At 42.9% G+C, this 26,489-nt stretch carries 19 protein-coding genes; 12 read left to right on the top strand and 7 right to left on the bottom strand.

Going from position 1 to position 26,489, the window contains the following annotated elements:
- Window positions 1-78: 78 nt before the first annotated feature.
- Window positions 79-942 carry an alpha/beta hydrolase gene (locus tag ACLFKQ_RS00775; protein ID WP_448998034.1) on the bottom strand — a complete coding sequence of 288 codons (864 nt, stop codon included), beginning with the start codon at window positions 940-942 and terminating at the stop codon, window positions 79-81.
- Window positions 943-1,015: 73 nt separating this feature from the next.
- A complete protein-coding gene (tatC, locus tag ACLFKQ_RS00770; protein WP_448998033.1) occupies window positions 1,016-1,783 on the bottom strand; it encodes a twin-arginine translocase subunit TatC in 768 nt (255 codons plus the stop codon).
- 138 nt (window positions 1,784-1,921) lie between these two features.
- Here tatC and ACLFKQ_RS00765 point away from each other — a divergent pair, with 138 nt between their 5' ends.
- The 5 genes from ACLFKQ_RS00765 (at window position 1,922) to ACLFKQ_RS00745 (ending at window position 8,075) form a co-directional block, all read left to right on the top strand.
- On the top strand, window positions 1,922-2,419 hold the full coding sequence (locus ACLFKQ_RS00765; RefSeq protein ID WP_448998032.1) for an ureidoglycolate lyase: 498 nt from the start codon (window positions 1,922-1,924) through the stop codon (window positions 2,417-2,419).
- 84 nt (window positions 2,420-2,503) lie between these two features.
- The gene (locus ACLFKQ_RS00760; protein WP_448998031.1) at window positions 2,504-3,454 is read left to right on the top strand and encodes an ABC transporter ATP-binding protein; all 951 of its coding nucleotides are present in this window, start codon (window positions 2,504-2,506) and stop codon (window positions 3,452-3,454) included.
- A gap of 185 nt (window positions 3,455-3,639) precedes the next feature.
- Window positions 3,640-5,343, top strand: coding sequence for a hypothetical protein (locus ACLFKQ_RS00755; protein WP_448998030.1), 1,704 nt, complete (start codon window positions 3,640-3,642; stop codon window positions 5,341-5,343).
- 351 nt (window positions 5,344-5,694) lie between these two features.
- Window positions 5,695-6,378, top strand: coding sequence for a pentapeptide repeat-containing protein (locus tag ACLFKQ_RS00750; RefSeq protein ID WP_448998029.1), 684 nt, complete (start codon window positions 5,695-5,697; stop codon window positions 6,376-6,378).
- Between the two features lie 179 nt (window positions 6,379-6,557).
- The gene (locus ACLFKQ_RS00745) at window positions 6,558-8,075 is read left to right on the top strand and encodes an FAD-dependent oxidoreductase (protein ID WP_448998028.1); all 1,518 of its coding nucleotides are present in this window, start codon (window positions 6,558-6,560) and stop codon (window positions 8,073-8,075) included.
- A gap of 251 nt (window positions 8,076-8,326) precedes the next feature.
- Here ACLFKQ_RS00745 and ACLFKQ_RS00740 read toward each other — a convergent pair whose 3' ends face one another.
- The gene (locus ACLFKQ_RS00740) at window positions 8,327-9,412 is read right to left on the bottom strand and encodes a metal ABC transporter solute-binding protein, Zn/Mn family (RefSeq protein WP_448998027.1); all 1,086 of its coding nucleotides are present in this window, start codon (window positions 9,410-9,412) and stop codon (window positions 8,327-8,329) included.
- Window positions 9,413-9,528: 116 nt separating this feature from the next.
- Here ACLFKQ_RS00740 and ACLFKQ_RS00735 point away from each other — a divergent pair, with 116 nt between their 5' ends.
- The 3 genes from ACLFKQ_RS00735 (at window position 9,529) to ACLFKQ_RS00725 (ending at window position 12,873) form a co-directional block, all read left to right on the top strand.
- Window positions 9,529-10,269, top strand: a complete 741-nt coding sequence (locus ACLFKQ_RS00735; RefSeq protein WP_448998026.1) for a metal ABC transporter ATP-binding protein — start codon at window positions 9,529-9,531, stop codon at window positions 10,267-10,269.
- Between the two features lie 179 nt (window positions 10,270-10,448).
- The gene (locus ACLFKQ_RS00730; RefSeq protein WP_448999423.1) at window positions 10,449-11,291 is read left to right on the top strand and encodes a metal ABC transporter permease; all 843 of its coding nucleotides are present in this window, start codon (window positions 10,449-10,451) and stop codon (window positions 11,289-11,291) included.
- 103 nt (window positions 11,292-11,394) lie between these two features.
- On the top strand, window positions 11,395-12,873 hold the full coding sequence (locus ACLFKQ_RS00725) for a glycosyl hydrolase family 57 (RefSeq protein WP_448998025.1): 1,479 nt from the start codon (window positions 11,395-11,397) through the stop codon (window positions 12,871-12,873).
- Between the two features lie 175 nt (window positions 12,874-13,048).
- Here ACLFKQ_RS00725 and ACLFKQ_RS00720 read toward each other — a convergent pair whose 3' ends face one another.
- Window positions 13,049-14,755 (bottom strand): potassium channel family protein, encoded by a 1,707-nt coding sequence (locus ACLFKQ_RS00720; protein WP_448998024.1) that lies wholly within the window; start codon window positions 14,753-14,755, stop codon window positions 13,049-13,051.
- Between the two features lie 100 nt (window positions 14,756-14,855).
- Window positions 14,856-15,545, bottom strand: coding sequence for a DUF2834 domain-containing protein (locus ACLFKQ_RS00715; protein ID WP_448998023.1), 690 nt, complete (start codon window positions 15,543-15,545; stop codon window positions 14,856-14,858).
- A 42-nt stretch (window positions 15,546-15,587) separates the two neighbouring features.
- On the opposite strand from ACLFKQ_RS00715, the gene ACLFKQ_RS00710 reads away from it, so the two are divergent.
- Window positions 15,588-17,183 carry a trypsin-like peptidase domain-containing protein gene (locus ACLFKQ_RS00710; RefSeq protein WP_448998022.1) on the top strand — a complete coding sequence of 532 codons (1,596 nt, stop codon included), beginning with the start codon at window positions 15,588-15,590 and terminating at the stop codon, window positions 17,181-17,183.
- Between the two features lie 128 nt (window positions 17,184-17,311).
- Here the strand turns inward: ACLFKQ_RS00710 and ACLFKQ_RS00705 are convergent, their stop codons facing one another.
- Window positions 17,312-20,056 carry a hybrid sensor histidine kinase/response regulator gene (locus ACLFKQ_RS00705; RefSeq protein ID WP_448998021.1) on the bottom strand — a complete coding sequence of 915 codons (2,745 nt, stop codon included), beginning with the start codon at window positions 20,054-20,056 and terminating at the stop codon, window positions 17,312-17,314.
- 710 nt (window positions 20,057-20,766) lie between these two features.
- On the opposite strand from ACLFKQ_RS00705, the gene ACLFKQ_RS00700 reads away from it, so the two are divergent.
- Entirely contained in the window at window positions 20,767-21,624 is an 858-nt protein-coding gene (locus ACLFKQ_RS00700; RefSeq protein ID WP_448998020.1) for a response regulator, read from the top strand.
- Window positions 21,625-21,747: 123 nt separating this feature from the next.
- Here the strand turns inward: ACLFKQ_RS00700 and ACLFKQ_RS00695 are convergent, their stop codons facing one another.
- Complete coding sequence (locus ACLFKQ_RS00695; protein ID WP_448998019.1) at window positions 21,748-22,731, bottom strand: alpha/beta hydrolase family protein; 984 nt, start codon at window positions 22,729-22,731, stop codon at window positions 21,748-21,750.
- Between the two features lie 150 nt (window positions 22,732-22,881).
- On the opposite strand from ACLFKQ_RS00695, the gene ACLFKQ_RS00690 reads away from it, so the two are divergent.
- Window positions 22,882-23,589 (top strand): hypothetical protein, encoded by a 708-nt coding sequence (locus tag ACLFKQ_RS00690; protein WP_448998018.1) that lies wholly within the window; start codon window positions 22,882-22,884, stop codon window positions 23,587-23,589.
- Complete coding sequence (locus ACLFKQ_RS00685) at window positions 23,586-26,465, top strand: hypothetical protein (protein WP_448998017.1); 2,880 nt, start codon at window positions 23,586-23,588, stop codon at window positions 26,463-26,465. The genes ACLFKQ_RS00690 and ACLFKQ_RS00685 overlap by 4 nt, the downstream gene beginning before the upstream one ends.
- The last annotated feature ends 24 nt before the right edge of the window (window positions 26,466-26,489 follow it).

Raw genomic sequence — 26,489 nt, 5'->3', positions numbered from 1 at the left:
AAGGCGAATGGTGGTTCCTTATTACTTCATTTAACTCGCTGCGCTCGAAGGAAGAAGGAAAGAGAAAGAAGGAAGAATTTACCCTTCTTCCCTCTTTCTTCTTCCCTCTTCCTTCTGTTTAAAACTACGAACGAAATTCTCAATAGTTTCCCAATAAAGTGGATGGTCGTAAAAAGCCGAATCATAATGTCCGCCACCAGGAATTAATACGAGTTGTTTGGGTTTTGAGGCGGCGGCAAATAGTTGTTGGCTCATGGTATAGGGCACTACCAAATCTTTCGTTCCGTGAATAAACAAAACCGGCACGGACAAAGACTCAATTTTTTTAATTGAATCAAAATGCTGGTGTACTAAAAATTTGAGGGGAAATAAAGACAGCCAAGACGTTGCTTTAGTCATCTCCATAATTGAAGTAAAAGAACTTTCTACCACTAATCCCATAGCGTTAGGATGCTGACTGGCAAGTTCAATCGCAATCGCGCCACCTAAAGAAAAACCGTAGATTAAAATTTGACTGGGTTCGATCTCTCGTTCGTAAGTTAAATAGTTCCATGCTGCAGCTGCATCCTGATAGACTGTCTCCTCAGAAGGAAATGTGCCGTCGCTAAGTCCGTAACCGCGATAGTCGATGAATAAAACTGAAAAACCTAAATTGCGTAATTTAGTTGCTTTGGGGATATTGAAACTAATATTATCGGCATTGCCGTGAAAGTATATTAGCCATTTAGAACTCGAGCCAGCTTGGGATGCCGGTAAAATCCAACCGTGTATTCTCTCGCCAGTATCCAATACGGGAATAAACACCTCTCGATAAGCCAGTCCATATTGTTCGGGAGTCTCATAAATTTCTCGTACTGGAAAAAATATCATGCGAGTCTGATAAAACCACAAACTTACACAGCCTATTCCATACAAACCTAAGATAGTTGCCGCAACAAACATGCCGAATTTAGCACCAGATGTTCTGAAAAGCCTTGTGAGCATACAATATCGATATTTTGAATGGCGACGCGTTTTACTTGCCAATCAGTTTAACCGCACCAATACCGCCAAAATATAACCCTAACACCGCACCAGCCAGCAAAGACTGAGTCAGGGGATCGGTAGAAGGAGTCAAAATTGCACCCATGACTACTGCACCTAAAACCACAATCCGCCAGCCAGCGATCATTTGGGTAGAGGAAACGATACCTAAAAAACCTAAAATAAGCTGAACGACCGGAATTTGAAACGCCAACCCCGTACTAAACAACAGCAGCAGCACGAATTCAAAATAGCGATCGATCGACCAAGCCTGCTCGACGACATCACTACCGTAACTGATAAAAAAGTTGAGCGCGGCAGGAATGAGAGCAAAATAAGCAAAAATTAGGCCGGCAAAAAAAAGAATACTAGAGCCAAAGATGACGGGAGCGAGCAAACGACGTTCTCTTCTGGTCAATCCTGGTAAAACAAATTGAACGATTTGATAGAGAATAAACGGAGTAGCAATTACCAATCCGCTGTAGCCAGCCACTTTAATCGAGACAAAAAAGAACTCCCCTGGTGCTAGCTGGAGAAATTTCACTCCCTGTGCTGGAACTTCCAACCAACGTACGATCGGTCTGACAAAGATAAAACAACCAGCTACTCCAATTGCTACTGCAATTAGAGCGTAAAAAATACGCAGTCGCAGTTCTTCTAAATGCTCGAATAGAGACATTTCCAATTCATCGGGAAGTTCGTCTAAATAAGCATCGCTATTTTTATCTTCAGTAGGAGTTTCTAGCTTGGGTGATGACATAGAGTTGAGTATAAAAGCTTTTTATCTATACTTACAGATTATAAAAACTTCGATCGCATAAGTTATTAGATTAATTAGAAAACAGAATAAAAATATTTTTAGGTAAAATATATACTCGTCTAGTTTTGCCGTAAAACTATGAAACAGTCAGTCGTCCTCAAACAACTACCAGCAGAATGGATTAGTGCGGATAAATTTCGAGTTTACGGTCAGTTAATTACACCCTCTGCTGATGGTAAACCTTACGATGAAACTGATGCCAGATTAAATCTTAGCAATGGAATTCCTCGCTTTTACATCATGCACCTGAGCCATCGAGGAAGGAAATTTCATCAGATTACTCGTCACCAGCTTTGTACACAGTGTTTGGGTTCGTTAGAGGGTAAAGAGTGGTTTATTGCAGTTTGTCCCCCATCGGCAAAACCGCAACCAGAAATAGATAAAATGAGCGTATTTCGCATTCCTGGCAACTGTTTTATCAAACTAGAGGTGGGTACTTGGCACGCAGGTCCTTATTTCGACTACGAAGCGGTTGATTTTTACAATTTGGAACTCAGGGACACTAATATTGTAGACCACAACAGCTACAATTTCTTAAGCGAACAAAATTTAGAGTTTGAAATTGTCGACCGCTAGAACCCGTCGCTCTGCGATCGAGTATGGAAAAAAATGCCAGGATAGCACAAATTAGATGCACATCGGTTTAATAAATGAATATAAATGAGTCAAGAATTGGCGATCGCTACTTACGGACTAACTAAAAGATTCGAGCGTCAGCTGGCGGTAAATGAAGTCGATCTGCGCGTTAACAGCGGCGAAGTGTATGGCTTGATCGGTCCTAATGGTGCCGGAAAAACCACTTTAATTCGAATGTTAGCCGCCGCCGAAGAACCGACTAAAGGGGAAATTTACCTCAACGGCGAGCGCTTGCTACGGGATGACACCAATCCTCAACTTAAAAAACGTCTGGGTTATCTTCCTGATGACTTTCCTCTCTACGACGATCTCACCGTTTGGGACTATCTCGACTACTTCGCGCGACTTTATCGTCTCGCGCAACCCTATCGCCGTTACCGTCTCTACGAAGTCTTAGAATTAGTCCAACTAGAAAACAAACGCAAAAGTATTATTTCTACTCTGTCACGGGGGATGAAGCAACGCTTATCTCTCGCGCGAACCATTATTCACGAACCAATATTATTACTCTTAGACGAACCCGTATCAGGTTTAGATCCGCTGGCGCGAATGCAGTTTCGTCAGATTATTAAGATCTTGCAGGAAGCGGGAATGACGATTTTGATTTCTTCCCACGTTCTCAGCGATCTCGCCGAGTTGTGTACTTCCATCGGCATTATGGAATTGGGTTTTTTAGTCGAAAGTGCTTCTTTAAAAGAATTGTATCGGCGTTTATCCCGTAAACAAATTATCATCGCGACATTGGGTAAGATGGAAACACTGCAACGGGAACTAAGCCAAAATTCTCTAGTCGAAAAGTGGGAGGTAATACCAGGAACTAACAGTCTTAAAGTATATTTTTCCGGAGGAGAACCAGAAAGTGCCGAACTTTTGAGATCGCTCGTTAGAGCGGAAATTCCTCTCACTGGATTTCACTGTACCCAAGAAGATTTAGAATCGATCTTTCTCAAGTTAGGTCACCAACAAGCGTCTTAGTTTGGTTTAGTTTGGTATTTTCCTAAAAAGCTGTTAGCTACAACTCAACATTAATCGGATATTCTAGCTGTTATGAGATTAACTTCTCAAATTATTCAAGGAGGAAGAAATAATAGTAGTTAATAATTGATTTATGTCAACTGTTGGAATTTGTCACTGTCATCGAGCGGAAAGATTAAAACACCATGAAACCAAGTCTTAAAACCTGGCAACTGCGAGCGCCAAAATTAAATTTTTTAGAGTGGAATGCTCAACTATTTCGGGAAATAAAAGGGAAATTTAAACCGCGAAATATTATTTTTGTGGTGAGTGCTTCTTTAATTACTCAAGCCTTATTTTTATTTTATTTTTTAGGCAAGCTACCAGAGCCACTCGAAATAGGCTCGCAATACAGTCGCTATTGTTTTGGAAAAGATTTTCATCGCTACAAATTTTTATGTCAAACCGATCTCCTAGATAACTGGATGATTAACTGGCAGTTATTGTGGTTCGATTTGTTCGTACTATTAAGCCTAGTTGGTATTTTTGCTTTGCTAATTATCGGTACCTATACGATCGTTGCCGATGTAGTGAAAGAAGAAGAACGGGGAACTTTAAATTTCATTCGCCTCAGTCCTCAGTCTGCTACTAGCGTGCTAACGGGTAAAATTTTGGGCGTACCCAGCTTACTCTATTTGGGAATTATCTTGGCATTCCCCTTACATTTATTCGCCGGTTTGGGTGCGCGTTTACCTTTGGGTAAAATTTTAGCTTTCGATTTAGTAATAGTTGCTGCTTGTGGTTTCTTTTACAGCGTAGCTCTACTTGTTAGTTTAGTTGACACTGGTTTGCCGAGTTTAAAACCCTGGTTAGTCAGCGGTATGGTTACTTTCTTTTTATCTGTAACTAACGCCGCAACCATGAGAGAATACACCACTGTAAATAACAATTTATTCGATTGGTTGAATCTCTTTTATCCAGGTAGAGTTTTACCGTATTTAGCAGATGCTACCTATCTTCCCAGCGACCGCCTTCCCTATAGTAATGTTGGAGAATTAGCCGAACTATTATTCTACGGACATTCTTTATGGACGACAGCCAGCCTGGGTATTGGTTTGACTATCTTAAACTACGCTTTATGGACTTATTGGCTTTGGGAAGCTTTAAAACGCCGTTTTCACGATCCTCAACGTACTTTATTGAGTAAATCTCAAAGCTACTGGCTGACAGGATGCTTTGCGTTTGTTGCTTTAGGATTTACCCTACAATCTACTCGAGCTTCCCATCTAATGCATAATTTGGGGATTTTGCAGGTATTTCTGCTAATTTTCTTTCTCGGTTTAATTGCCGCTTTAAGTCCCCATCGTCAAACTCTACACGACTGGGCGCGTTACCGCCATCATTGCGAACGCAACGGTAAGGTTTTGTGGAAAGAATTGCTCTTTGGCGATCGCTCTCCGGCTAATGTGGCAATCGCGATAAACTTATTAATCGCTACGGCTTATATTCTACCTTCAGTATTTCTCTTTCCTTTTGAAAACAAAACTTTTACTGCTGTTTGGGGTTTAATACTCAGCATCAACATAATTCTGTTTTATAGTTTGGTGGCGCAACTGGTATTAAACATTAAAAGTCAAAAAAGAGCGATTTGGTCTTCAGTCAGCATCTTGGCTTTGATAATCTTGCCTCCGGTTATTTTTGGTCTTGGGGACATCAATCCTCAGTACTTTCCGCAAGCATGGCTGTTTAGCTTTTTGCCCTCCATTGGAACTGAATACGCCACCCTATCGACGGTGTTGACTTCGATTTTGGTGCAATGGTTGGCGATCGCCTTAGCCGGCTTCTACATGACTAAAACTTTACGTCAGGCTGGTGCCTCAGAAACTAAATTATTGTTCGACAAATCGTAACCGAATCTAAAAAACGAGACTTGCTTCCGTAGATTGAGTCACTAGCTAAAATTTTTTAATTACTAAAGTAGAGACCGATCGTCTCTATTTTTTTTGCTTTGCAATCCACATCAACATGATTAACTGTCAAGCTTTTTTTACTATTCTTTATCTTCGATCGGGAATATTGTTAAAAAACTTAGCAATAGTTAACATAAATAAATACAATAAATTTAGATCGACTGCAATTGAGGACTGCAGATAAATATAAAGCACACTGGCTAGTAGCGAACGTTAATTATTGCTAGCGAAAGTAGTGTTATCTCAATTGCTCGCTATCGATGTGCACGTGAATGGGGTTTTAAGATTCTAATGTTCGAGCCATACTTCCAAAAATACCAAACTCAAAGAATCGAACCTTGTCAGCTAATCGAGGAATATCGCTCGGGAGAACGGGATTTTAGTCGCGTAGATTTAGAACAAACTAATTTAAGCGAACTAAATCTAACTGACATTAGTTTCAGACAGGCAAATCTATCTAAGGTCAATTTTAGTGGCAGCGTTCTGCAACGAGCTAATTTAAGTGAAGCGTGTTTGAGTAAAGCAACTCTGTGGCGGACAGATTTAACTAAAGTCAACTTAATTCGGGCGAGGGGCGAGCGCGCTTTATTTATTTGCGCCAATTTCAGTCAAGCAAATTTAGAGCAGGCTCGATTAAATGAATCTCAGTTGAGGCTAGCTCGTTTGCGAGGAGCGAATTTGCAAGGAGCGGATTTAAGCGATGCAGACCTCAGTTATGCCGATCTCAGCTATGCTAATTTAATTAATGCTAACTTGGAGCGTGCCATCCTGACCGGTGCCAATTTAGATCGAACTAATCTCAGCCAAGCTAATTTACAGGGAGCGGTTATTGAAGGGATAAATTTGAGTTATGTAATAAACTCATCTCCAACAACAGAGTTGCCAGAGTTACCAAACAATCGGACAACATCGTCAGAAGTTCTCAACATCGTCAGAAGTTCTTGGGTTAGAAAGCGATCTTCATCGACGGGTTAGGTTAGATCGAGCGGTTTGTATTTGCCGCGATCGCCCCTAACTAAAATAAAACCATATATCAAAAGCTGGATATTTTAAGTTTAGCTAGTTGTTTACTACTGCTGATAGATGAATTACTAACAGGCGATCGAACTAAATTAAAAGAGTCACCCCATTCTCAAATTTCCTTACAGGTAACTATGACTCTTCCAGGCAAACCGATTTCCTTTTGGCTAGACTCCACTCCAGAAACTGATTATCCATCCTTTAAGGAAGCAATATCTGTAGATGTAGCTGTCGTTGGTGGTGGTATCACTGGTTTAACTGCTGCCTATCTCTTAAAACAAGCAGGTAAAACCGTAGCAGTAGTGGAAGCTGAGAGACTTGCCTCGGGAGCCAGCGGACACACTACAGCAAAGGTAACTTCTCTACATCAGTTAATTTACCGAGAATTAATCGAAGATCTAGGCGAGGAAAAAGCCAGACTATACGGGGAATCAAATCAAGCTGCAGTAGAATTTGTTGCTGCTACGGTTGCCAACGAAGGAATAGACTGTGACTTTAGTCGTTGCAGTACCTACAGCTTTGCCGAACGTTCGGATAATTTAGACAAGGTGCGCTCGGAATACGAAGCGGCTGCCAAACTAGGACTTCCTGCCTCTTTTGTAACAGAAACCAGTTTGCCTTTCGAAATTGCTGGGGCGGTAGAATTTACCAATCAGGTAAAGTTTCACGTACGAAAATATCTGCTCCATTTAGCTAAGATGATTGCTGGTGATGGTAGCTATATTTTAGAAAATACCAGAGTCAAAACTGTAAAGGAAGAAAAACCCTGTCAGGTGATTACCGAAAGAGGTACTCTTACCGCCCGAGATGTGCTTCTAACTACCCATCTACCAATACTTGATCGAGGACTATTTTTTGCCAAGACTTATCCCAAACGTTCTTATTTAATCGGTGCGGCGATCGCCCCTGAAAAAGCTCCGCAGGGAATGTATATTGGCGTTGGACAAAACTATCATTCAATTCGCACCACTCCCTATAATAGTGAAGTGCTCTTACTAATTGGGGGTGGCGGTCATAAAGTTGGTTCTAAAAACAATACGGAAGAAAGTTATTTAGAACTAGAAACTTATGCCAACTCTCATTTTGGCATCGAACCTAACGAGATTAAATATCGTTGGTCGACTGAAGATTATGTTTCTTTCGACAAACTGCCGTATATCGGTAAGTTAACCCCAACAAACGAGCACATTTATACCGCAACGGGATTTAGTCTTTGGGGCATGAGTAAAGGTACCCTATCGGGAATGATGTTAGCCGATCGCGTTTTGGGCATTGACAATCCTTGGGCGGAGCTTTACGATTCTCTCCGCGCCACTTCCTTTGTTACTCCAGAGTCAATTAAAGAAAACCTCGATGTGGGAATGCACTGGATTGGCGATCGCCTTAAAGGTTTACAAAAAAGTTCTCTGTCCGATTTAGCTCCAGGAAAAGCCGAATTGATGACCATCGATGGCGATAAAGTGGGAGTCTATAAAGATATGGCAGGCGATGTCCATGGAGTTGCCGCCACCTGTACTCATTTGGGTTGTATCGTCAACTGGAATAGCGCCGAAAAAAGTTGGGACTGTCCCTGTCACGGAGCGCGATTTGACTATCAAGGCAAACTATTACACGGACCTGCAGTTAAAGATTTAGAGCGGAAAACAGTATAACTTTTCTTGGCGATCGCCAAGAAAAGTCGATTTCTGTAGGTTATATGAAATCTCAAAAAGAATGCTACACATAAAACCGATCGAGCAGAGCGACGGGCGGCATAAACAAGGAGCTGACTCTAGAGGTTTCCTCCACAGCTTGTACGCTCCGTGCCTGGAGGAGGCACAAGAAATTATTGACTGCAACCACTTTAGTCATTTGGAGCAAACATTCAAGTATTTCATATTAGTTATCTATACTCCATCCAAATTTAATTTTCTAACGGACGGCAATTACCTCCTAAACCATTGACAATGGTACAAGTATTAGCAACCATAATCTCAATGTAGCTATCAGCTTCTCCCAAGCCATCAGCAAACAATCTCGATTCGGCGAGATTAACTCCAGCTTCGCGAGCGACACTAGCGATAACGCGATCGCTAGCAGTAGATTCGGCAAAAATTGTCGGTATTTCTTGCTGTCGAACTTGAATTGCTAATTCTCTCAGTTGTGAGGCAGTGGGAGTTTCTGCATCACTCAAACCTTGGAGACTTAAGTAATCTTTAAACTCATAAGCATTAACATAATAGTTAAAAGAATCATGAACGGTAACCAGAATTTTTTGTGCTTCGGGAATAGTAGCTATTTGCTCTTCAATCCAGATGTTAAGTTGCCGGAGTCGATCTTCTAGGGCAACGCTATTTTGTAAATAAAGAGCGGCATTACTGGGACTGAGCTGAGTCAAAGCTGTTTGAATTGTTTTTAGGATTGCCACCGCATTCTCGACGTCGTGCCAAACATGGGGATCTGCTGGTAATGTTTCCGTTTCTGGTTCGCTTGGAGGTTTTTCGGTAGTGTTGGTTTCGGGAGCTAAATTACCAGTTATCGTCGGTTGAGATGCTTCGGTTTCTGAAATAGGTTCGCGATGTTCTTCTTCGCGATGTTCTTCATCTTCATGGTGGTGGTGTTCGGCAAGAATTGGTTCTGTGACTGCAGTTTCATAAACGGCAATTTTAGGGGCTGCTGTTGCTGTGGTTTCCACTAAGCCGATAATTTGAGGTTCTAGTTGGTAACCTCCGTAGAGAATTAATTGTGCCCGTTCGAGAGCTTGGCGATCGCCGGGTGTAGGACGATAGGTGTGGGGATCTTGAGAGCCATCCACCAAACAAGTTAAATCTAAACTAGCTTTGGCAATGGTTTCGACAAAATTACAAATAATACTGTGAGTTGCTACTACAGTTGGCTTTTCTTGGGTCAAAGCGGCTTTGGAGTTGCGATTGAAGCTACAACCAGTCAAACCGGTGATTCCCAATAAAGCAATACCCAAGATGCTTTTGCTAGATATTTGTCCCCACATCAATATACTTGACTCCACTAAGCTTTTATTTACCACTCGCTAAATTAGAATGATAATGATTCTTATTATAGAATAATAATGATTTTAATCCTAAATTTTTTGCTCGGACAACACTAATGCTAGAAGTCTGCAACCTCACCGTTAATTACCGTCGTACTCTAGCTATCGAGAGAGTATCCTTCCAACTCCAGCCGGGACAAACAGTAGGGCTATTGGGACCTAATGGAGCGGGCAAAAGTACTTTGGTTAAAGCCATATTAGGGCTCGTACCCATCGCCCAGGGATGGGTTAAATTTGGTTCTCGTCCTCTAAAAAAACAGCTAAAGCGAGTGGCGTATGTGCCTCAGCGATCGCAAATCGACTGGGATTATCCCGTTACTGTAGAAAAGGTGGTAATGATGGGGCGAATCGTGCGCACGGGTTGGTTGCGAAAGCCTTCAGTTGCTTCTGAGTTAATCGTTCGCCAAGCTTTAGAAAGAGTGGGAATGTGGCAATATCGCCAGCGTCAGATCGGAGAACTTTCGGGAGGACAACAACAACGAGTCTTTTTAGCCAGAGCGATCGCTCAGGAAGCGGATTTATTTTTTTTCGACGAACCGTTTAATAATATCGATCGCCAAACTGAAGCGATTATGTTTGATGTTTTTGACGAACTAAAAGCAAGAGAGAAAACTTTATTGATTATCAGCCACGATTTGGGGGAAACTCTCAATAACTACGACCGACTATTATTATTAAACCGTTACCTAATTTCCTCGGGCAAACGAGAAGAGGTATTAAAAGAAGAAAATCTACAGCAAGCCTATGGGTTCCCGATTTGCGCTCGCTGCCAAGAGGAATTAACCATTAACCATTGACAACTAAGTAGCTAGGGCAAACTAAAGACAACAATGTTAAAACTTATTAAGTTGCTGCAAACTGCTACTACTAACCACTAACTACTAGCAAACTTATCAGCTCGACTCGATCGTGTCATTTTATTTTTTTACTTATAGTGTTATTTACTTGGCTAATCGAACCACTAAGCTTTGAATTTATGCGGCAAGCGATCGCTATTGGCTTTCTCTTAGGAATTCTCAGTGCCGTAGTAGGAAGCTATCTCATCTTACAGCAGATGGGAATGATGAGTGGCGTAATTTCTCATGCCGTTTTACCCGGTATGGCGATCTCATTTTTTCTAGAGATTAATGTAGCGGTTGGGGCATTTATCGCCGGAATTTTGAGTGCCTTACTGGTAATAGTAATCGAAAAGCGATCGCAGATTAAAGTAGATGCAGCGATGGCACTGACTTTAACTACGTTTTTAGCTTTAGGAGTCATTTTAATTACTACTCTGCAAACTAATAGTATCGATCTCGAAGCTCTTTTATTCGGGGATATTTTGGGAGTTACTCCCAGCGATGTCTGGTATACGGGAATGATTACGGCAATTATCGTGTTGTTAACCAGACTATTTTATAAAGAATTAGAATTTTATACTTTCGATCCTCTCGGTGCTAGAGCTTGTGGTTTGCCGTGCAATCTACTTTATTTAGGTTTGGTTTGTGCGATAACTTTAACCATAGTTGCCAGTATGCAGACTGTAGGAGTTTTACTGGTCATGTCCTTGTTAGTAGGACCGGCAATTACCGCCTATCTACTGGTTAGAGAACTACAGCAAATGATGATTCTAGGAGCGATAATTGGTGCGGTTGCTAGTATTAGCGGGATGTATATCAGTTACTATGGCGATTTACCCTCTGGTGCTGCCATAGTTTTAGTTGTTTTTGGATTTTTCTCGTTGGCGTTTTTATTTAGTCCTAGCCAGGGAATATTAACTACACCTAATATTAGAAAAAAAATTGGTAAGTGGCGCTCGACCACTAGAGGCAATTCATAAATCGCCCGTCAGGTGCATTAGATATTACACCGGTTTGAACGCAACTGAATTATTAGATATAAAATGATAGCCATCAAACAGTAATTAATTAAAGGACAGTCATATGGCGATCGCCCTAACAACTTCCGATTCTCTAGAAACATCTCGTCACGGCTTACCCAATATTTGCGGTTGGGAAAGAGAAATTGCTTCCCTAGTAAACAGCGATCGACCAGTTTTTCTATCCAACAGCAAGATTAACCCAGACAAAATTAAAGCTAGCTTTGCTTGCGCCCTACATATGCACCAGCCTACTATTCCCGCAGGAGCAAACGGCGAATTAATTTCCAACCTCCAATATATGTTCGAGCATCAGGGTGAAGGAGATAATCACAACGCCAGTGTTTTTGCCTGGTGCTACAGCCGTATGGGAGATTGGATTCCAGAACTAGTAAGTAATGGCTGCAATCCTCGCATCATGTTGGATTACTCTGGTAACTTACTCTGGGGAATCGAGCAAATGGGACGCAACCATATTCTCGATAATTTGAAAAAGATTACCTGCGATCCTCAATATCAGCCTTATGTCGAATGGTTGGGGACGATGTGGAGTCATGCGGTAATTCCTTCTACTCCCATTCCCGACATCAAACTTCACATTCAAGCTTGGCAACAATATTTTGCAGCAATTTTTGGTTACGATGCCCTACAACGGGTCAAGGGATTCTCGCCCCCAGAAATGCACCTACCCAACAATCCCGATACTTTATACGAATATATCAAAGCCTTAAAAGAATGTGGCTATCGCTGGCTGCTAGTGCAAGAACACTCTGTCGAAAGACCAGACGGTTCGGCACTGCATCACGATGACAAGTATCTTCCCAATCGCCTCGTCGCCCGCAATTCTCATGGCGAAACCATTAGCATTACTGCTCTAATCAAAACTCAGGGTTCCGATACTAAGTTAGTCGCTCAGATGCAACCATATCACGAAGCCAAAGGCAGAGATAGACAGCAAATTGGCAATGTTACCGTACCCAGTTGCGTCACTCAAATAGCCGATGGAGAAAATGGCGGAGTAATGATGAACGAATATGCCCGTGATTTTCAACCTGTTTGGTATGACATCAAAGATAATAGCGATGTGGTCGGACTTAACGGTACGGAATACATCGAATTAATTGAAGCTGCAGGGGTCAACCCCGAAGATTATCCTGTTTGTCAGGCAGTAGGGCAACACAAAATCTGGCAAAAAGTCTCTTCTGATGCAGCTACACCAGAAGCAGTCGGCAAAGCTATAGAAGAACTGACCGCTACCGACCATCAATTTCACATGGATGGTGCCTCTTGGACGAACGATTTAAGCTGGGTTAAAGGTTACGAAAATGTTCTCGAACCGATGAATCAACTCAGTGCCATGTTTCACGCCAAATACGATTCTCTAGTAGCTGAAGAGCCTGAAATTACCAAAAGTCGCGAGTATCAAGAAGCATTACTTTATGTCCTGTTATTAGAAACCAGTTGTTTTCGCTATTGGGGACAGGGTACTTGGACGGATTACGCACGGGAATTATTTCAAAGCGGTCAAGCTTTATTAAAGTAACCTGAGTTCGGGATAAGAAAGAGGACAAATAGTAAGCTGAAAATAATCCCTTTTTTCAGTAAATCTGCCCTATGTCTAGTTTAGCGGTACGACCCTGGTGGTTGCGGAGCAAGTCGGAAACTCGCTTTGCTCACCTACCGAACGTGCACCAAGATAGACTCTCCATTGTGTGAGGTTAGAGTAAGGCACGATCTAAGGACAACTCTTCCGAGGGTGGAATCCGCCATAGTTGGTCTAAACCGCTAGCAGGCATAGTCAAGTACAAAACATCCTGAGGAACTAAAAAAGTTTCGAGTAGTTGCCAGCCATGAATGGTTCTTCCCTTTCTTTCTAAATATAAGGGCACGAAATCAGCTTTGGTGGCAACTGTACCCACAGCTTGACGGCAGAAAGGATGTCTGGGGGTAATCATGGTTGCCAGAGCTACCCAGAGTAAATCTTGAGTCATACCATTGCCTAAGATTCTGCCTCCCAAAGCCGCCGCCGCAAAAGAATGGGTTGCCAAATCTATCGGCGATAGAACACAGTCAAATTCAAACACTTCCTGCATCGATTGAGCGAACTGAGGATCGTAGCTGCGAACGATGGTTCTCAGATAAGGGGCGATCGCTTTAGCAGTTAGGGAAATTTCTAGATTGGCAGTATCGCTGCTAGTAACCGCGATTAAAGTCTTGGCTCGTTGGATATTAGCGGCTTTAAGGGTAGCTGCTAGACTGGCATCTTCGATAATTACGGGAATCCCCAGAGAACGAGCACTGTGCATGTAGCGATTGTTGGGATCTCGCTCGATCGCCACTAACTCATGTCCCTGCTGGTGAAGTTGACGGGCGATTTGGATTCCAATCCCACCCAAACCACAGACGATATAGTGGTTGCGAGTGGGAACTCTCGCCGCATCCCAGGCTTGTTTGAGACGACTTCCCAAAATAAAATCGTTGATCAGTGCGTAGCAAATGCCGATGACTCCCGCACCGACTACCATCATCATGGCGGTAAAAATTTTAATCGTATCGGAAGCGTATTCGGCAACTTCCTCTTTACCTCCAGCCCCCGTAATCATTCCTACAGAGAAGTAGAGTGCGTCAGCTAGAGAAATGTTAAAGTTGACGCTCATGTAAACAGCCGTGGCTAAAACTACAACTCCTAATAAAGATAGACTGACTAAAGCGACGGGTCGAGCATGACGTTGATATTGAGGCAAATTGGAAACTGCTTTAACTATTCTTTGCCGCCAAGAGTTTCTCCTGACTCTTACTGTAGGTCTAGTTCCCACAATCAGGCGATCGCCTACTTCGAGAACTTTTTTTTGATTTATTGCCGAAACTAAATCGATTTCACTTTTAGCAGGTAGATAATAAATTAGCATCCGATGGGGATTGTCCCACAGTTCGGCTATTTGTCTACCCAACCAGGGATGATTGCTGTCAATAATTTCTTCTCGAATCGGCCAAGTGCGATTGAATAGCTTGAGCTGTCCGATCGCGCGATCGCCAAAAGCGGCAAAGGTAAAAATCGGTGCCGCTAAAGCGGCAACGCTCATACTGAAGTGATTTGATAGAGTGATATCGAGGCGTTCGCCCAAAGTTTGATTGAATAAGCGATTGATGATGCGAATTCGAGGCGCGATCGTTCTAGCTTGGGTGAGTATTGCCAAATTGAGGGCATCGTCATTATTAGCCAGAACTAAAGTTTGCGCCTGTTTGATCCCTGCCTGTATTAAAGTAGTAGCCGCTCGTGGATCGCCAACCACGATAGTTTCATTGGGACGGGTAGTTATCGAGCGATCGCTGATACCTACTACTTCCGCTCCTTGCTGCCTCAACAAACTATAAATTTTGTATCCAGTGCGTCCCAAGCCACAGACAATGATTTTGGGTTTCATGTACTTCGGTCGGTATTTTTATATACTCAAACAGGCAAACGCCCATAATATTATTGTTAGCAGACACAATATCTAGATGACTGTAGCCAACAACACCGAGTCAGGATTGCTCGATCGCTTTCGGTTTCTGATTATGGGTAACTGATGTTTCGTTACCGGAAGGTAAGGGGGGACGAAGGCACAAATAGACCAAAGTTCCCAGTAAAGGGAGCGAAGTAATCGTCCAAAAAATTCCCCGGTTGTAGATGCCGCGCCGCTCTAAGTCGTCTTTAATTACTACGGGAAAAAACAGACACAGCAAGCAGTAATCTAAACTCATAACGTGAATGAATCTACTGGTTTGCCATTGCCTGACAAAATCCGTCCAATTACCCTGAGTAAAGCCCAAAACTAGAATGGCGATCGCGCTTAAAGCTAAAATAATTGCCAAAATGCGAGAATCGACAATTTTTAGTAACCAGTTTTTCTCGCCTTTCCAGACGGGATTGGGTTGACGCAACACGAAATAGGGCAGCAGCGCAAAAATTCCCACTCCAAAAGACAACAGAACAAAAGGTGCCGCCATAATTTTTTGTCCCCGCCCGTCTATTAGCAAAATACAGGCGTAAACCGCCGGCAAAATGCCCATAATATTGAATAGGGCGATAACTAAAGGATTGATTCCTTCCCAGTTACCCGTAGCCAAAGCGGTAATCAGAGCGAAAGTGTCTGGTTGTTGGGGAGGAGCAAAAGTAAAAGCATAAACGATAAAACCAATCCAAACTAAAGCTAAAGTTACTTTTGGGAGCATTATTAATATTTGTAGTTATCAGTCAAATCAGTACATATTAAAGTGTATAATTTTTATTCTTTTTCGACTTTAGGCATCATCGTAACTATTAGCCCGATCCCGTTGTCTGGGCGATCGCCACTGGTCGCTGCTACACCTCAAGCGATCGCCAGACCAATTACAGTACAAATCGTCGGTCAATCCAATCGCGGTAGCGGAGTTATTATAAGTCGCGATAGTAACAAATTTACTATCTTAACCAACGCTCACGTCGTCAGCCAAAGCGATAATTATCAGGCGATTACCGCCGATGGTGTCAGCCATCAGATTGGCGATCGCACCATCATTCCCAATCTAGATTTGGCTTTACTCTCGTTTACTAGCAACAACAACTATACCGTTGCAGCCATAGACAACTCACTGCCATCTGTTGGAGAAACTATTTATGTTGCAGGTTGGCCGCGCTCGGGAGGCAGTCTCAGACAGCCAATTTTTAAGCTTACTAGCGGAGAAATTCGCCAGACCGACTCCTCACTAACATTTGGTTACACTCTAACCTACACTAATCTAGTACGGGCGGGAATGAGTGGCGGAGCAATTTTAAATGCCGCGGGTAAATTAATTGGAATTAATGGTTTAGTGAGATTAGATGAAAGCAGCAATCGCGCCATTGCTTCGGGAATTGCGATCGATACCTATTTGCAGTGGCGGGGTGGCGAAAATCATCATACTACCACTACATCGTCTCCGAACGCAGAGCAACGGGTTGATTCGGGTAACTACACTCTAGCTAAAATCAGTCTAGCTAGTGGGATCGACGCTCTAGTTTATAACGATTTGAGTCAAACAGTTATCAGCGGTAGTAGCGCGGGCAAGATTGACATTTGGCACTCGGCAACGGGCAAGCACTTATCGAGTTGGCAAGCCCATCAATCCTCTGTTAATGCCATCGCCCTGGCTGAGAATGGTAAGATGTTGGCGACTGGTGGCGAAGATGGCACGATTTTTATCTGGGATTTAGCTGGAGGTCAGTTGCTTCATATCCTTAAAGGACATAGGGGAGCAATTACCGATCTAGTTTTTGGTACTGACGATAATACTTTATTTAGCAGTAGTTGGGATGGGACTATTCGCCAGTGGCAGATTAGTACTGGTAAAACAGATAAAATTTTTGAAGGTCATGGTTGGGTAGTTAATGCGATCGCCCTTTCTCCCGACGGCAAAACTTTGGCTAGTGGGGGACAAGACGGAATCATTCGTCTGTGGGATGTAGCTGGAGGTGATTTGCAGGCTACTTTGCCCGGTCATTCTCTAGCTGTTTTGGCTCTAGATATTAGTGCCGATGGCAAAAATTTAGTTAGCGGTAGCGGCGACGGCACGATTAAGTTGTGGAATCTAGATACCCATCGAGCGATCGATACTTTAGAAGGTCATACCGATGGGGTTTGGCAGGTGGAACTGTCCGCCGATTCTCGAACTTTAGTGAGCGGTAGTTGGGATAAAACAGTTAGAGTATGGAACTTAAAAACGGGTACTCTTCTAAATACTTTAGCAGAACACAGAGATTATATTGGAGCTTTAACTATTAGTTCCGATGGCAAGATGTTTGTTTCCGGAGATTGGCAAGGTCAAATTTATTTATGGCGAGCAAAAATATAAAAAATACTAATAAAAAATATAAAAAATACTAATAAAAAATATAAAAAATACTAATAAAATAAAGCTTGGATTAAGCCAGGGCTGTTTTATTTTCACGTTTATCGGTGTGGGAGAGCGAGGTTCTACCCTCAAGACAATTCCGCCACGAGTTGCACGAAGGCTGCGGGTTCGAGGGGTTTGGCAATGTGGGCTTGATAACCACTCGTTAAAGCCTGTTGACGGTTTTCTTCTCTAGCATAAGCCGTCAGCGCGATCGCGTTCACTTCTCCACCTTTTTCGGGAGGGAGGGCACGAATCTTTTCTATGAGGCTATAGCCATCCACCTCCGGCATCCCGATATCACTAACGAGTACATCGGGTTGAAACGCCTCGAAAATTTCCAAGGCTTCCATTGCCGAGGTTGCCACTGTCACCTCCGCACCGTAGTGAGTCAAAGACGCTGCTAACACCTCCCGCGCATCAGGTTCATCATCCACTGCGAGGACACGAACCCCCGTCAGATCGATATCTGACCCCTTAGGCTCCTCTCCTTGGCGGTTCTCTAGTTGGAGATTGAGTAAGGGGAAGGAAACGGTAAAGGTCGCTCCTTGCCCTTCTCCGGGGCTGTGGGCGGTAATAGTTCCCTGATGCGCCTTTACCAAATAGCGGACAATGGCGAGTCCCAAACCTAGTCCCCCAAACTGACGGTTAATGGAAACATCCTGCTGACGGAACGATTCAAAGATTTGGGGAAGAAATTCGGCACTAATCCCCTTCCCGGTATCGCTGACAGTCACTTGAGCTTGATTCTCTACTCGTTTGAGGCAAACTTTTACCCGTCCACCCCTGGGAGTAAATTTAATGGCATTGGTTAGCAAGTTCCAGACAATTTGCTGGAGTCGGGCAGCATCACCAGATATTTGCCCAATTGAGGGTAAATCTGCCTCTAGGGAGATGGATTTTACTTCGGCGGCTGTTCTAAGCGTATCCAGAGCATTTTCGATTACCTGGGCGAGATCCGTCGCTTTCTCCTTGATTACCAGTTTTCCCCGCAGAATACGGGCAACATCAAGCAAGTCATCAATGAGTTGCGACTGCAACCGGGCATTGCGTTCGATGGTCGCCAGAGCTGTATTGGTTTGCGTTTCGCTAAATTTACCACTTTGTAACAGATTTGCCCATCCTAAAATCGGATTGAGGGGAGTTCGCAACTCGTGGGAAAGAATTGCAAGAAATTCATCTTTAAGGTGGTTAGCATGTTCGGCTTCTTCTCGGGCAGCTTGTTCCCGTTTTAATAGCCGTTCGCGTAAAGCTTGGGCTTGTTTTTGCTCAGTGATATTCAGCACTGTTCCCACAAAGCGTAAAGGCGTTCCCTTACCATCAAAATAAACTTGTCCTTTGGCTGCAATCCAACGTTCAATACCGTCTTGGATGCCGATAGTGCGATATTCGGTATCGTAGTTGCCGTTACCTTCTGGATTAAGGGATGCTCGTACTAATTTCTCGAGACGATCGCGATCTTCTGGGTGCAGTCCTGCATAAAAGGTTTCAATTGTCACTTCCACATCGGCGGGTAAGCCAAACATAGCTTTGCATCCCTTATCCCAAATCAGTCGCTCGGTGACGAGATTCCAGTCCCACGTTCCCAATTGGGCGGACTCAATTGCCATGCGAAGGCGGTCTTCACTCTGGCGTAAGGCTGCTTCAGTTTGCTTTAGCTGGGTTAAGTCCACCGCATAGGATACATGCTCGTCAGTCCCCTCGAGCCAACGTATCCCACTAATCCAAACAGGAACTCTGGTTCCATCTCGGCGCAACAGCAACTTTTCCCGCGAAGGGACAAAGCCCTGTTCCCGAAACTGTGCCATTTCCCTCTCCGTTCGGTCAACTTCTTCGGGGGGAATAAACTGCCGCCAATTCATACCTGCTTGCTCAAATTCCTCCCGCGTTAGCCCGTGCAAACGGAGCATGGCATCGTTAATCATCTTGACCTCACCATTTACCGAGCCAATCCCAATGCCAATGGGGGCAGTATTAATTAGCCGTTGCAGTCGGTTTTGCTCCTGACGCAGTTGGTTTACCGTTTGGTTTAACTCCAACTCCAAACGCTTGCGAGAGGTGACATCCCGCCAAGAGGCAACAAAACCATCCTCAAACTTAGTTGCCCGAATATCAAACGCCCGCACCAATCGTTGTTCGCCATAGGTATCTTCATAAACCAAAGATTCTTCAATTAAGGGTTTTCCGGTTTTCACCAGCCGACAGTATTTGTCAAATAGCCCCGACTCGCGATGGTTGGGTAGCAACTCACATAACCCTCGACCAAGCTGCATTTCTTTCTTCATGCAATTATTTTCACAGGCTGCTTCATTAAGATAATCGATCCGAAAGTCCTCAATCTGCCCTGACTCATCCCGCAGGGAGGAAAAAATACCAAAACAGTCCATCATATTCTCGACAGAGATTTGAAACTGTGCCCAATCGCGCTGGAGTTTTCCTTTTAACTGAGCACTCTCAATGGCACGTCTGATTGCCAAACGCAGATCGTCGGGGCTTATTCTGTCTCCGATCAAATAATCCGTCGCCCCGTTTTTAAATGCCCGTACTGCGACTTCAGCATCATCGCTACCAACGACCACTATCGGAGGACAATTCTCTCCTAGGTGTTTCTTTAGTTGACTCAGAAAGTTGAGGGAATCACCATGAGAAGAATGAAGGTCTAGGATAATTCCATCGAGCTGCTGAGAGTAACAAAAGGCAAAAGTTTGAATATTGTAGGGTTCGATCGAAATCTGGCAAGCAAAGTTGGCATCTTGGTTGAGTTGGTGCTTATATTCTTCGGAACTTTCACCAATATCGTCAACAATTAGAATTCTTCGCGGCGATTTAGTCATGCTCCCTGCTTTAATTTATATGTACTTCATCTGCGTGGCAAAACTTTCGTTCTGACTTCACATGGATGAGAGTCGCAACCCCAGATCGTATTACTCTAACCTGCCTCTCCTTCTGGCACGGCGGCAATACTCTCCCTTCATTTTTCCAGACGACCATGAGCCTTATTATAGCCGTTCTTGCTTGGTAGAAGTTTCGCATTGACAGGACGATCTTAAAGATGCCGAGCCAGATAATTGTTCTAAAATAAATTCCCGGACTACTTTTTAATTAAACTAGTCACACTCACGAATCGTTGCCAACCCTCAAAATGTAAGTACGCGCATTTTGAGCATTTTTAGAATGAAATAGCCGTGGGATTAAGCTTATTTAATAATTAATAACTCTAGCCAAAAAATATTAAAAATATTAAGTAAAGTATTGGCTCTGCAATTATCTTATTGTAAAATTAACCGATATTAAAAAACTGGGTGTCAAACCCGAAGAAAATTGGAGAAAAGCTAACAACTAGCTTATTGCTCCTAAGTTTTAAAGCTGTGGCAAATTATCCCTTTAGCGAGCGATTATGGTGAAATTATTGTAGAGAAATATACAGTTCAAAAAATTAAATTTTTTACTATTAATTTATTAAGTAATTTGCTATATTTGTGAGGTAGTATATCAAGCTTCATCAGCCTATTTTAGTTCGTTTAATTAATTAATATAAAAATTAATGTCTCGCATCTTAATCATAGACGACCTAAACTTCGTTAGACAAGCTCTTCAAACTCTCTTGGAAAAGGAAGACAAATTTGAAATTGCCGGTCAAGTTAATAATGGCATCGAGGCTTTAAAATATCTCGAAAACGAGCAGGTAGACATTATTCTGGTTGACATAGAGATGCCTGAGATGGACGGAATTACCCTAACGAGTAAGGTCAGTCAACGTTTTCCCAAAATTAAAGTTATCATTTTTAGCTCCCATGACGATTTAGCATATATTAATGCTGCCATAGAAGCTGGAGCTAAAGGTTATGTATCTAAAAATACTTCTACCAAAGAACTACTAAATACCATTCATCAGATTCAACGGGGTTATTTTCAACTCGGACCAGGGCTATTTGAAAAATCGTTTTCTGATTTAATTAAAGAGCAACGATCGACCTCAAAGTTTTTATCTCAATTAGAAATTCAACATCTTGACAATTTATCTCAGCTAGAGGAAAAGTACGCTCAAATTAATTCGCTCAACCGCCAAGAGCTTTTTGATGAATTAGAATTCCAGATCGAAAGCATCAAAACCGAATTTCGCCAAGGATTAGAAATCTTTCAAGACCGCGTCAACGAACAAGTTCAAATAGGTTTAAATGAGATGTTAGAACTGACCAATGCCTCTAATCCTCTGCATCGAGCAATTGAAAAGCAAGTAGAAAGACAAAATCAAGAGCATCATATATATTTAAAAAATTTGTTTATAACCAATAGAGAATTTCTCGAAAAGCTAGAGCAAAAGCTTGGCTTGACCCGTTACCTCGTTATTTTTCTAGGTATCGTGTTGCTTGCCGAACATCTAGCGGGTTTAATTTTTTGAGTATGTTTTAGTTCATTTTATGCTGAAAGTTGCGGTAGAAAGATACTGAGATTGACTTGAGTCTGACTGAAAGCGATCGATCGCCCGAGCTATTGCCAATAATTAAGGTTTTGAAAGCTTTAACTATTTTCGTTCTATATGAGCGATCGCAGGATGACTCGATTCTAACAGTTGGTTGAGTGCTGACAACGCTTGGGGTTGGGAACGAACGTGAGCGTCGATAAATAACCCAATAGTTTTGGCGATGAAATTTCTCAGCAGCTCTGGCGAGCGTGTTATGGGAGAGTCGAGAAAAGGTCTACCCGTAGTAGCATCGAAAGGATAGGCGATCGTAAAATGGTTGGCTTCTTCTAACAAGAGTAAATAACTATCATCTCTACCTCCAGCGATCGCTTCTTGGAAAGTTCGCTCTACTGGAGTTGTCGCTCGTTCCCAAGTTACTCCGTAGCGATGGCTACTCTCGGCAATTACGCCATCATTAGTTCCTGCGATCGACAATAACCGTAGACTATCGGCTAGAGGCAAAATTCTACCTGGTTCGTATCCCAACTGTACCGTTGCTGCTGTATGTGCCGCATAAGCAAAAGCAGCTACCACTTGGGGAAAAAACTGAGGCTTGGCATTTTCAATTGCTACCCTACCCCCAGCCGAATGCCCACCCAGAACCATACTGTCTAAGTCCAGTAAGCCAGCCAAAACTCCCTCAGATTGCAAATCTTCTAACACTTGTAATAGCGTGGGTAAAGCTGAAGACGTAGGAATAGTGCCGTAGATATCAGGAGACAACGCCTTGAGATCGACACCAGGTGTCACGGCAACCATTCCGGGTATATTTTGAGCAATCCAATTAAAGGTAACTACAACCAGTCCCCGTTTAGCTAAATTTACTGCCAGCCATTGATATAGTTCCGCACCGCAGTTAATACCGCTAAAGAAGATAACAATTTTAAAAGGAGACTGGTTGGGATCGGCAGGAACGATTCCTAAATTCCGTTCGCGCTCGTCACCCGACATGCGAGCGGGATAGAAAACTTTGAGATGAATGGTGTCATAGGGAGAAGAAGCATCTGCTACTTTAGCAGCACGAAACAGGGCACGAACGCTCATGTGATAAATTAAATGTATTTATTATATTTATTGTCTAGAAAGCTTTGGGTTATATCATAAAAAACTTTACCAGCGAAAGAAATTAATTTTTTTGGTCTTTTCCCTTGTTTTGCGGCTCAAATTTAAAAAATGAGCAAAAAGAATTAAAAAATGTTTCTGATAACTATTGCCAGCGAGACGGCACTCGATTGCTTTTGGAGTTTAGTCTCTGGTGTCTTGACGCTAAATACCGATACTTTAAATGAGATTAACCAGTTACCTTTAGGTTTAGTTGCCAGCATTTTGGTAGTTTTGCTGGCAGGTATATCTCAATCTCTGGGACAAAGCGTGATGTTGTTTGTCAATCAGGTGCGTCCACTGAGGTTTTTGCTGTCTATTGCAATCGCCGCAGTATTATTTGTCTTTAACTATAATTTTTGGGTATTAAGCACTTGGTTGGTTGCCGACTGGCTATTTCAAGTTTCTCTTCCCTTGCTTGAGGTGATTAAAACTTTAGGATTTAGCTATGCTCCTTTATTATTTGGCTTTTTAATGGTGATTCCCTATTTTGGGATGCCGATTTTAATCGTTCTTTCAATTTGGACTTTTCTGGCGATCGCTAGAGGATTGGGTACGATCTCACCTCTAGGAATATGGGAGGCATTTGAATGCTGTCTGGCTGGCTGGTTAGTTTTACAACTTTCCCAGCGCATTTTTGGTAAGGGGATTGCTTCTGTTACCAATAAACTAGTTAATTGGATTGCCGGAGTAAAGTTGGTTAAAGACTCCAGTCAGTTGGAGCAAATGCTATATAGCGGCTTACCAATTCCTCCTGCTAGTTCGGATATTCCCAATCTTTTAGGAGAAGAAGAGTCTTGAACGGTCAATTACTCAGACGTTCGGTACTTGTTGTCTTAGCTTTAACTATAATTGCTTTTTTGTCTCCTGCTAATTTTTGGTGGAGGCAATGGTATTTAATGCTTCAAGGTGAGTTGTTCGGACTGCTGTTCGATCTGGGCAGAATTATTTTAATTTTAATGACCATAGCGGGACTACTGGCTCCTTTTGAAGCTTTGGGTTGGTGGGCGGGATGGTACGGCGAAGATCGCGATCTACCACTACCCAACTTATCTACTGACAATGCCAGCACCATCCAAGTTAAGCCAGTAGCTTCTAAAATTAATCACTACATCGTCTATTTAGATGGAATTGGCAAAAGTTCTTTTGATTACTCCTTTAGAGTTGAAAAATTTCTAGAACGCTTACAAGAATCCTTACCGAGCGATCGCCTGTTAATCCGCGATATCATCCCTTATTCGGTTAATAATCTTCCTCTTACTCTCGGACGACCTCTAGCAGCTATCTGGCGAAAAATCGAGGCTACGGCCATGTTAGAGGTTCTGATTTTGCTCCGCAATATGTACCAGGTAGCGGTATCGGTAGACCGTCGTTATGGTCCCATCTACAATCGGGGTGCGGCAGAAGTAATTATCGACAGTTTATTATCTCGCGGCTATCAACCAGGAAGCGGGGTATTAGTAACTTTAATTGGCTACAGTGGCGGGGGACAAATTTCTCTAGGGGCAGTACCCTATTTAAAAAAAGTGTTAGCCGCTCCTTTAGAAGTAATTTGCCTGGCAGGGGTGATTAGCGGCAATACTGAAATCGTAAAATTAGAGCATTTATATTATCTAGCTGGCAAAAAAGATCGGGTAACTCGCTTGACTCCCTACTTATTTCCCCAACGTTGGTCGTTATTTTCTTGGTCGAATTGGAATCTAGCTAAAATTCGTGGTGAAATTAGCTTTATTTCTTTGGGAGACGTAAAACACGATTCTGTAGGAGGTCCTTTAGACGAAACAGCAATACTACCCGACGGACGCAGCCATCTTGACCAAACTTTAGATATTGTCACCAGAATACTAACTCGCAGCGATGGTAAAGAACCTTTTCCGGCGGCGACTCCAAATTACATTTCGACTAAACCTCAAACACTCAGCAATTACGAGCGTTATCTTCAAGCTGCTTTTAATCGACCGAGTTATTATCCCATCGAGCAGTCTCTAACTACAAATTATCTACCTGTAAGCAATTGGCTGGGACGTTTAATCTTACCTCAAGTAGAAGAACGCTCCCAAGTTCGAGGCGTTTATTTTGAAGTACACCACGCACCCCATCACCATCGAAATTTAATCGGACAAACCGTATCTTTACGTTGGAGCGATCGCCCGGATCTTCAGGCTTATGTCAATCAGGTCAAGATCGGTATCGATTTTTCCGAACAAGCATACGACAATATGAGTAAAGGTGCAGTTCATCCGATCCGCTTAAATCACTGGCGACAGGTACAGCCTTTAGAATCTTTAGCAGGTGCTAGACCAAACGATGACGTGATGGTTTCGTTGGGTCTAGCTGTTGAAGTGTTCAAAGAAGAATCGATTACTTGTTTGTATATCAGTCGAGAACCAATTGTCATAACTGGTAAGTTCTTCGGGCTGGTAACTTTTTTAGAGCCAGTAGAGTCGAATCTTTTTCGAGTACGGCACTATAATCGCGTTTCCCAGCAGTTTGACGGCAGAGAAGAAATCATATATCTGCCCCAAGTAATTGCCGATCGCCGAGGGGTTTTTCCTGCTAGAGCCGATCGGATCGAATGCTCTCCTGTAAATGCTAGTGGCTGGTACATCTACGGTGCCAACAATGCAGCAGGAATTTTTACCGTACGAGCGATCGCGCCTCGCGCTTTATTTCAACTCCAGACGCGCCGAATTATTTCAGGTCGTCGCCGCACTATCGACTACATTCGCGATCGCTATTGGCGGGGGGCAAAGCAAAAACAGGGTCAGATTGACTCAGTTTTACTCAATCCTCAAAATCTGGAGGAAGCCAAAATAATCTCCTCATTTCAAGAAGGCGATCGCCTGTTAGTATTGCATACTTATGGTGGAATTGGCGGCAAAAAGCAGGAATTTGCCCCTTTGAGTATTTTTTTCGGACATTTTGCTTTTGGCTTGGTTCGAGTCATGCGCGATCCTCTAAGTGGCGAACTTATGTTTAAAATTAGCTACAGCCAAGTCTACACTCAAAACACTACGGGAATAATTGCCGGTAATTTAGACTGGACTAACTATATGGGCGATCGCCAATTTGGCTGGTTGGGAACTCGTCCCGTAACCGACATTATCGTCAAACTGGACATTTTAGAAGAATACAATTTTGACGGTCTGCGCCGCTTTCCCCTCAACGCCTTGGTCTATCAGCTAGATAAAATGATGGCGCGCTACCGTACTGGCGATGGTACTGGGGCAACCTTTGTCGGTATAGCTAACTCTTGCGTTCAAGATTCTTGTCAGGCTCTCTATCAAGCAATTAACATGACTTTAGCCGAAATTGACAACAATTTCCAAATCCAACAATGGCTGAAAGCTCATCCCCAACATCCTCAAACTCAACGCTTGAAGCGACTATTTGCTTTTAACGAAACCTTAAGAGATAAATTAATTCCCTGGGAAATTCGCTCAGATTGGCTCGATCCCACTCAATCTCTTATTGGCACTCGTTTGGAAGACCGTCCCATTACTACAATTATCAATGCTTCCACCAGTTGGCGATCGCTCTTACCCCGTTTGGCTAACGACAAGTTGGCAGAAATCTTCTTGCGACATGGTGCTATTTTATGGCTACTACAAACATTTCAAGTAGGCGGCAAGAACAAAGATATCGAACCAATTGCACCGACAAAATTATGGATTTGATTTTCTCTACTATCTACCGCACAG

It is taken from the genome of Myxosarcina sp. GI1(2024), from assembly GCF_053543375.1.
Note: the sequence above shows the minus strand (reverse complement) of the source record. Positions and strands in the feature narration are given on the sequence as shown.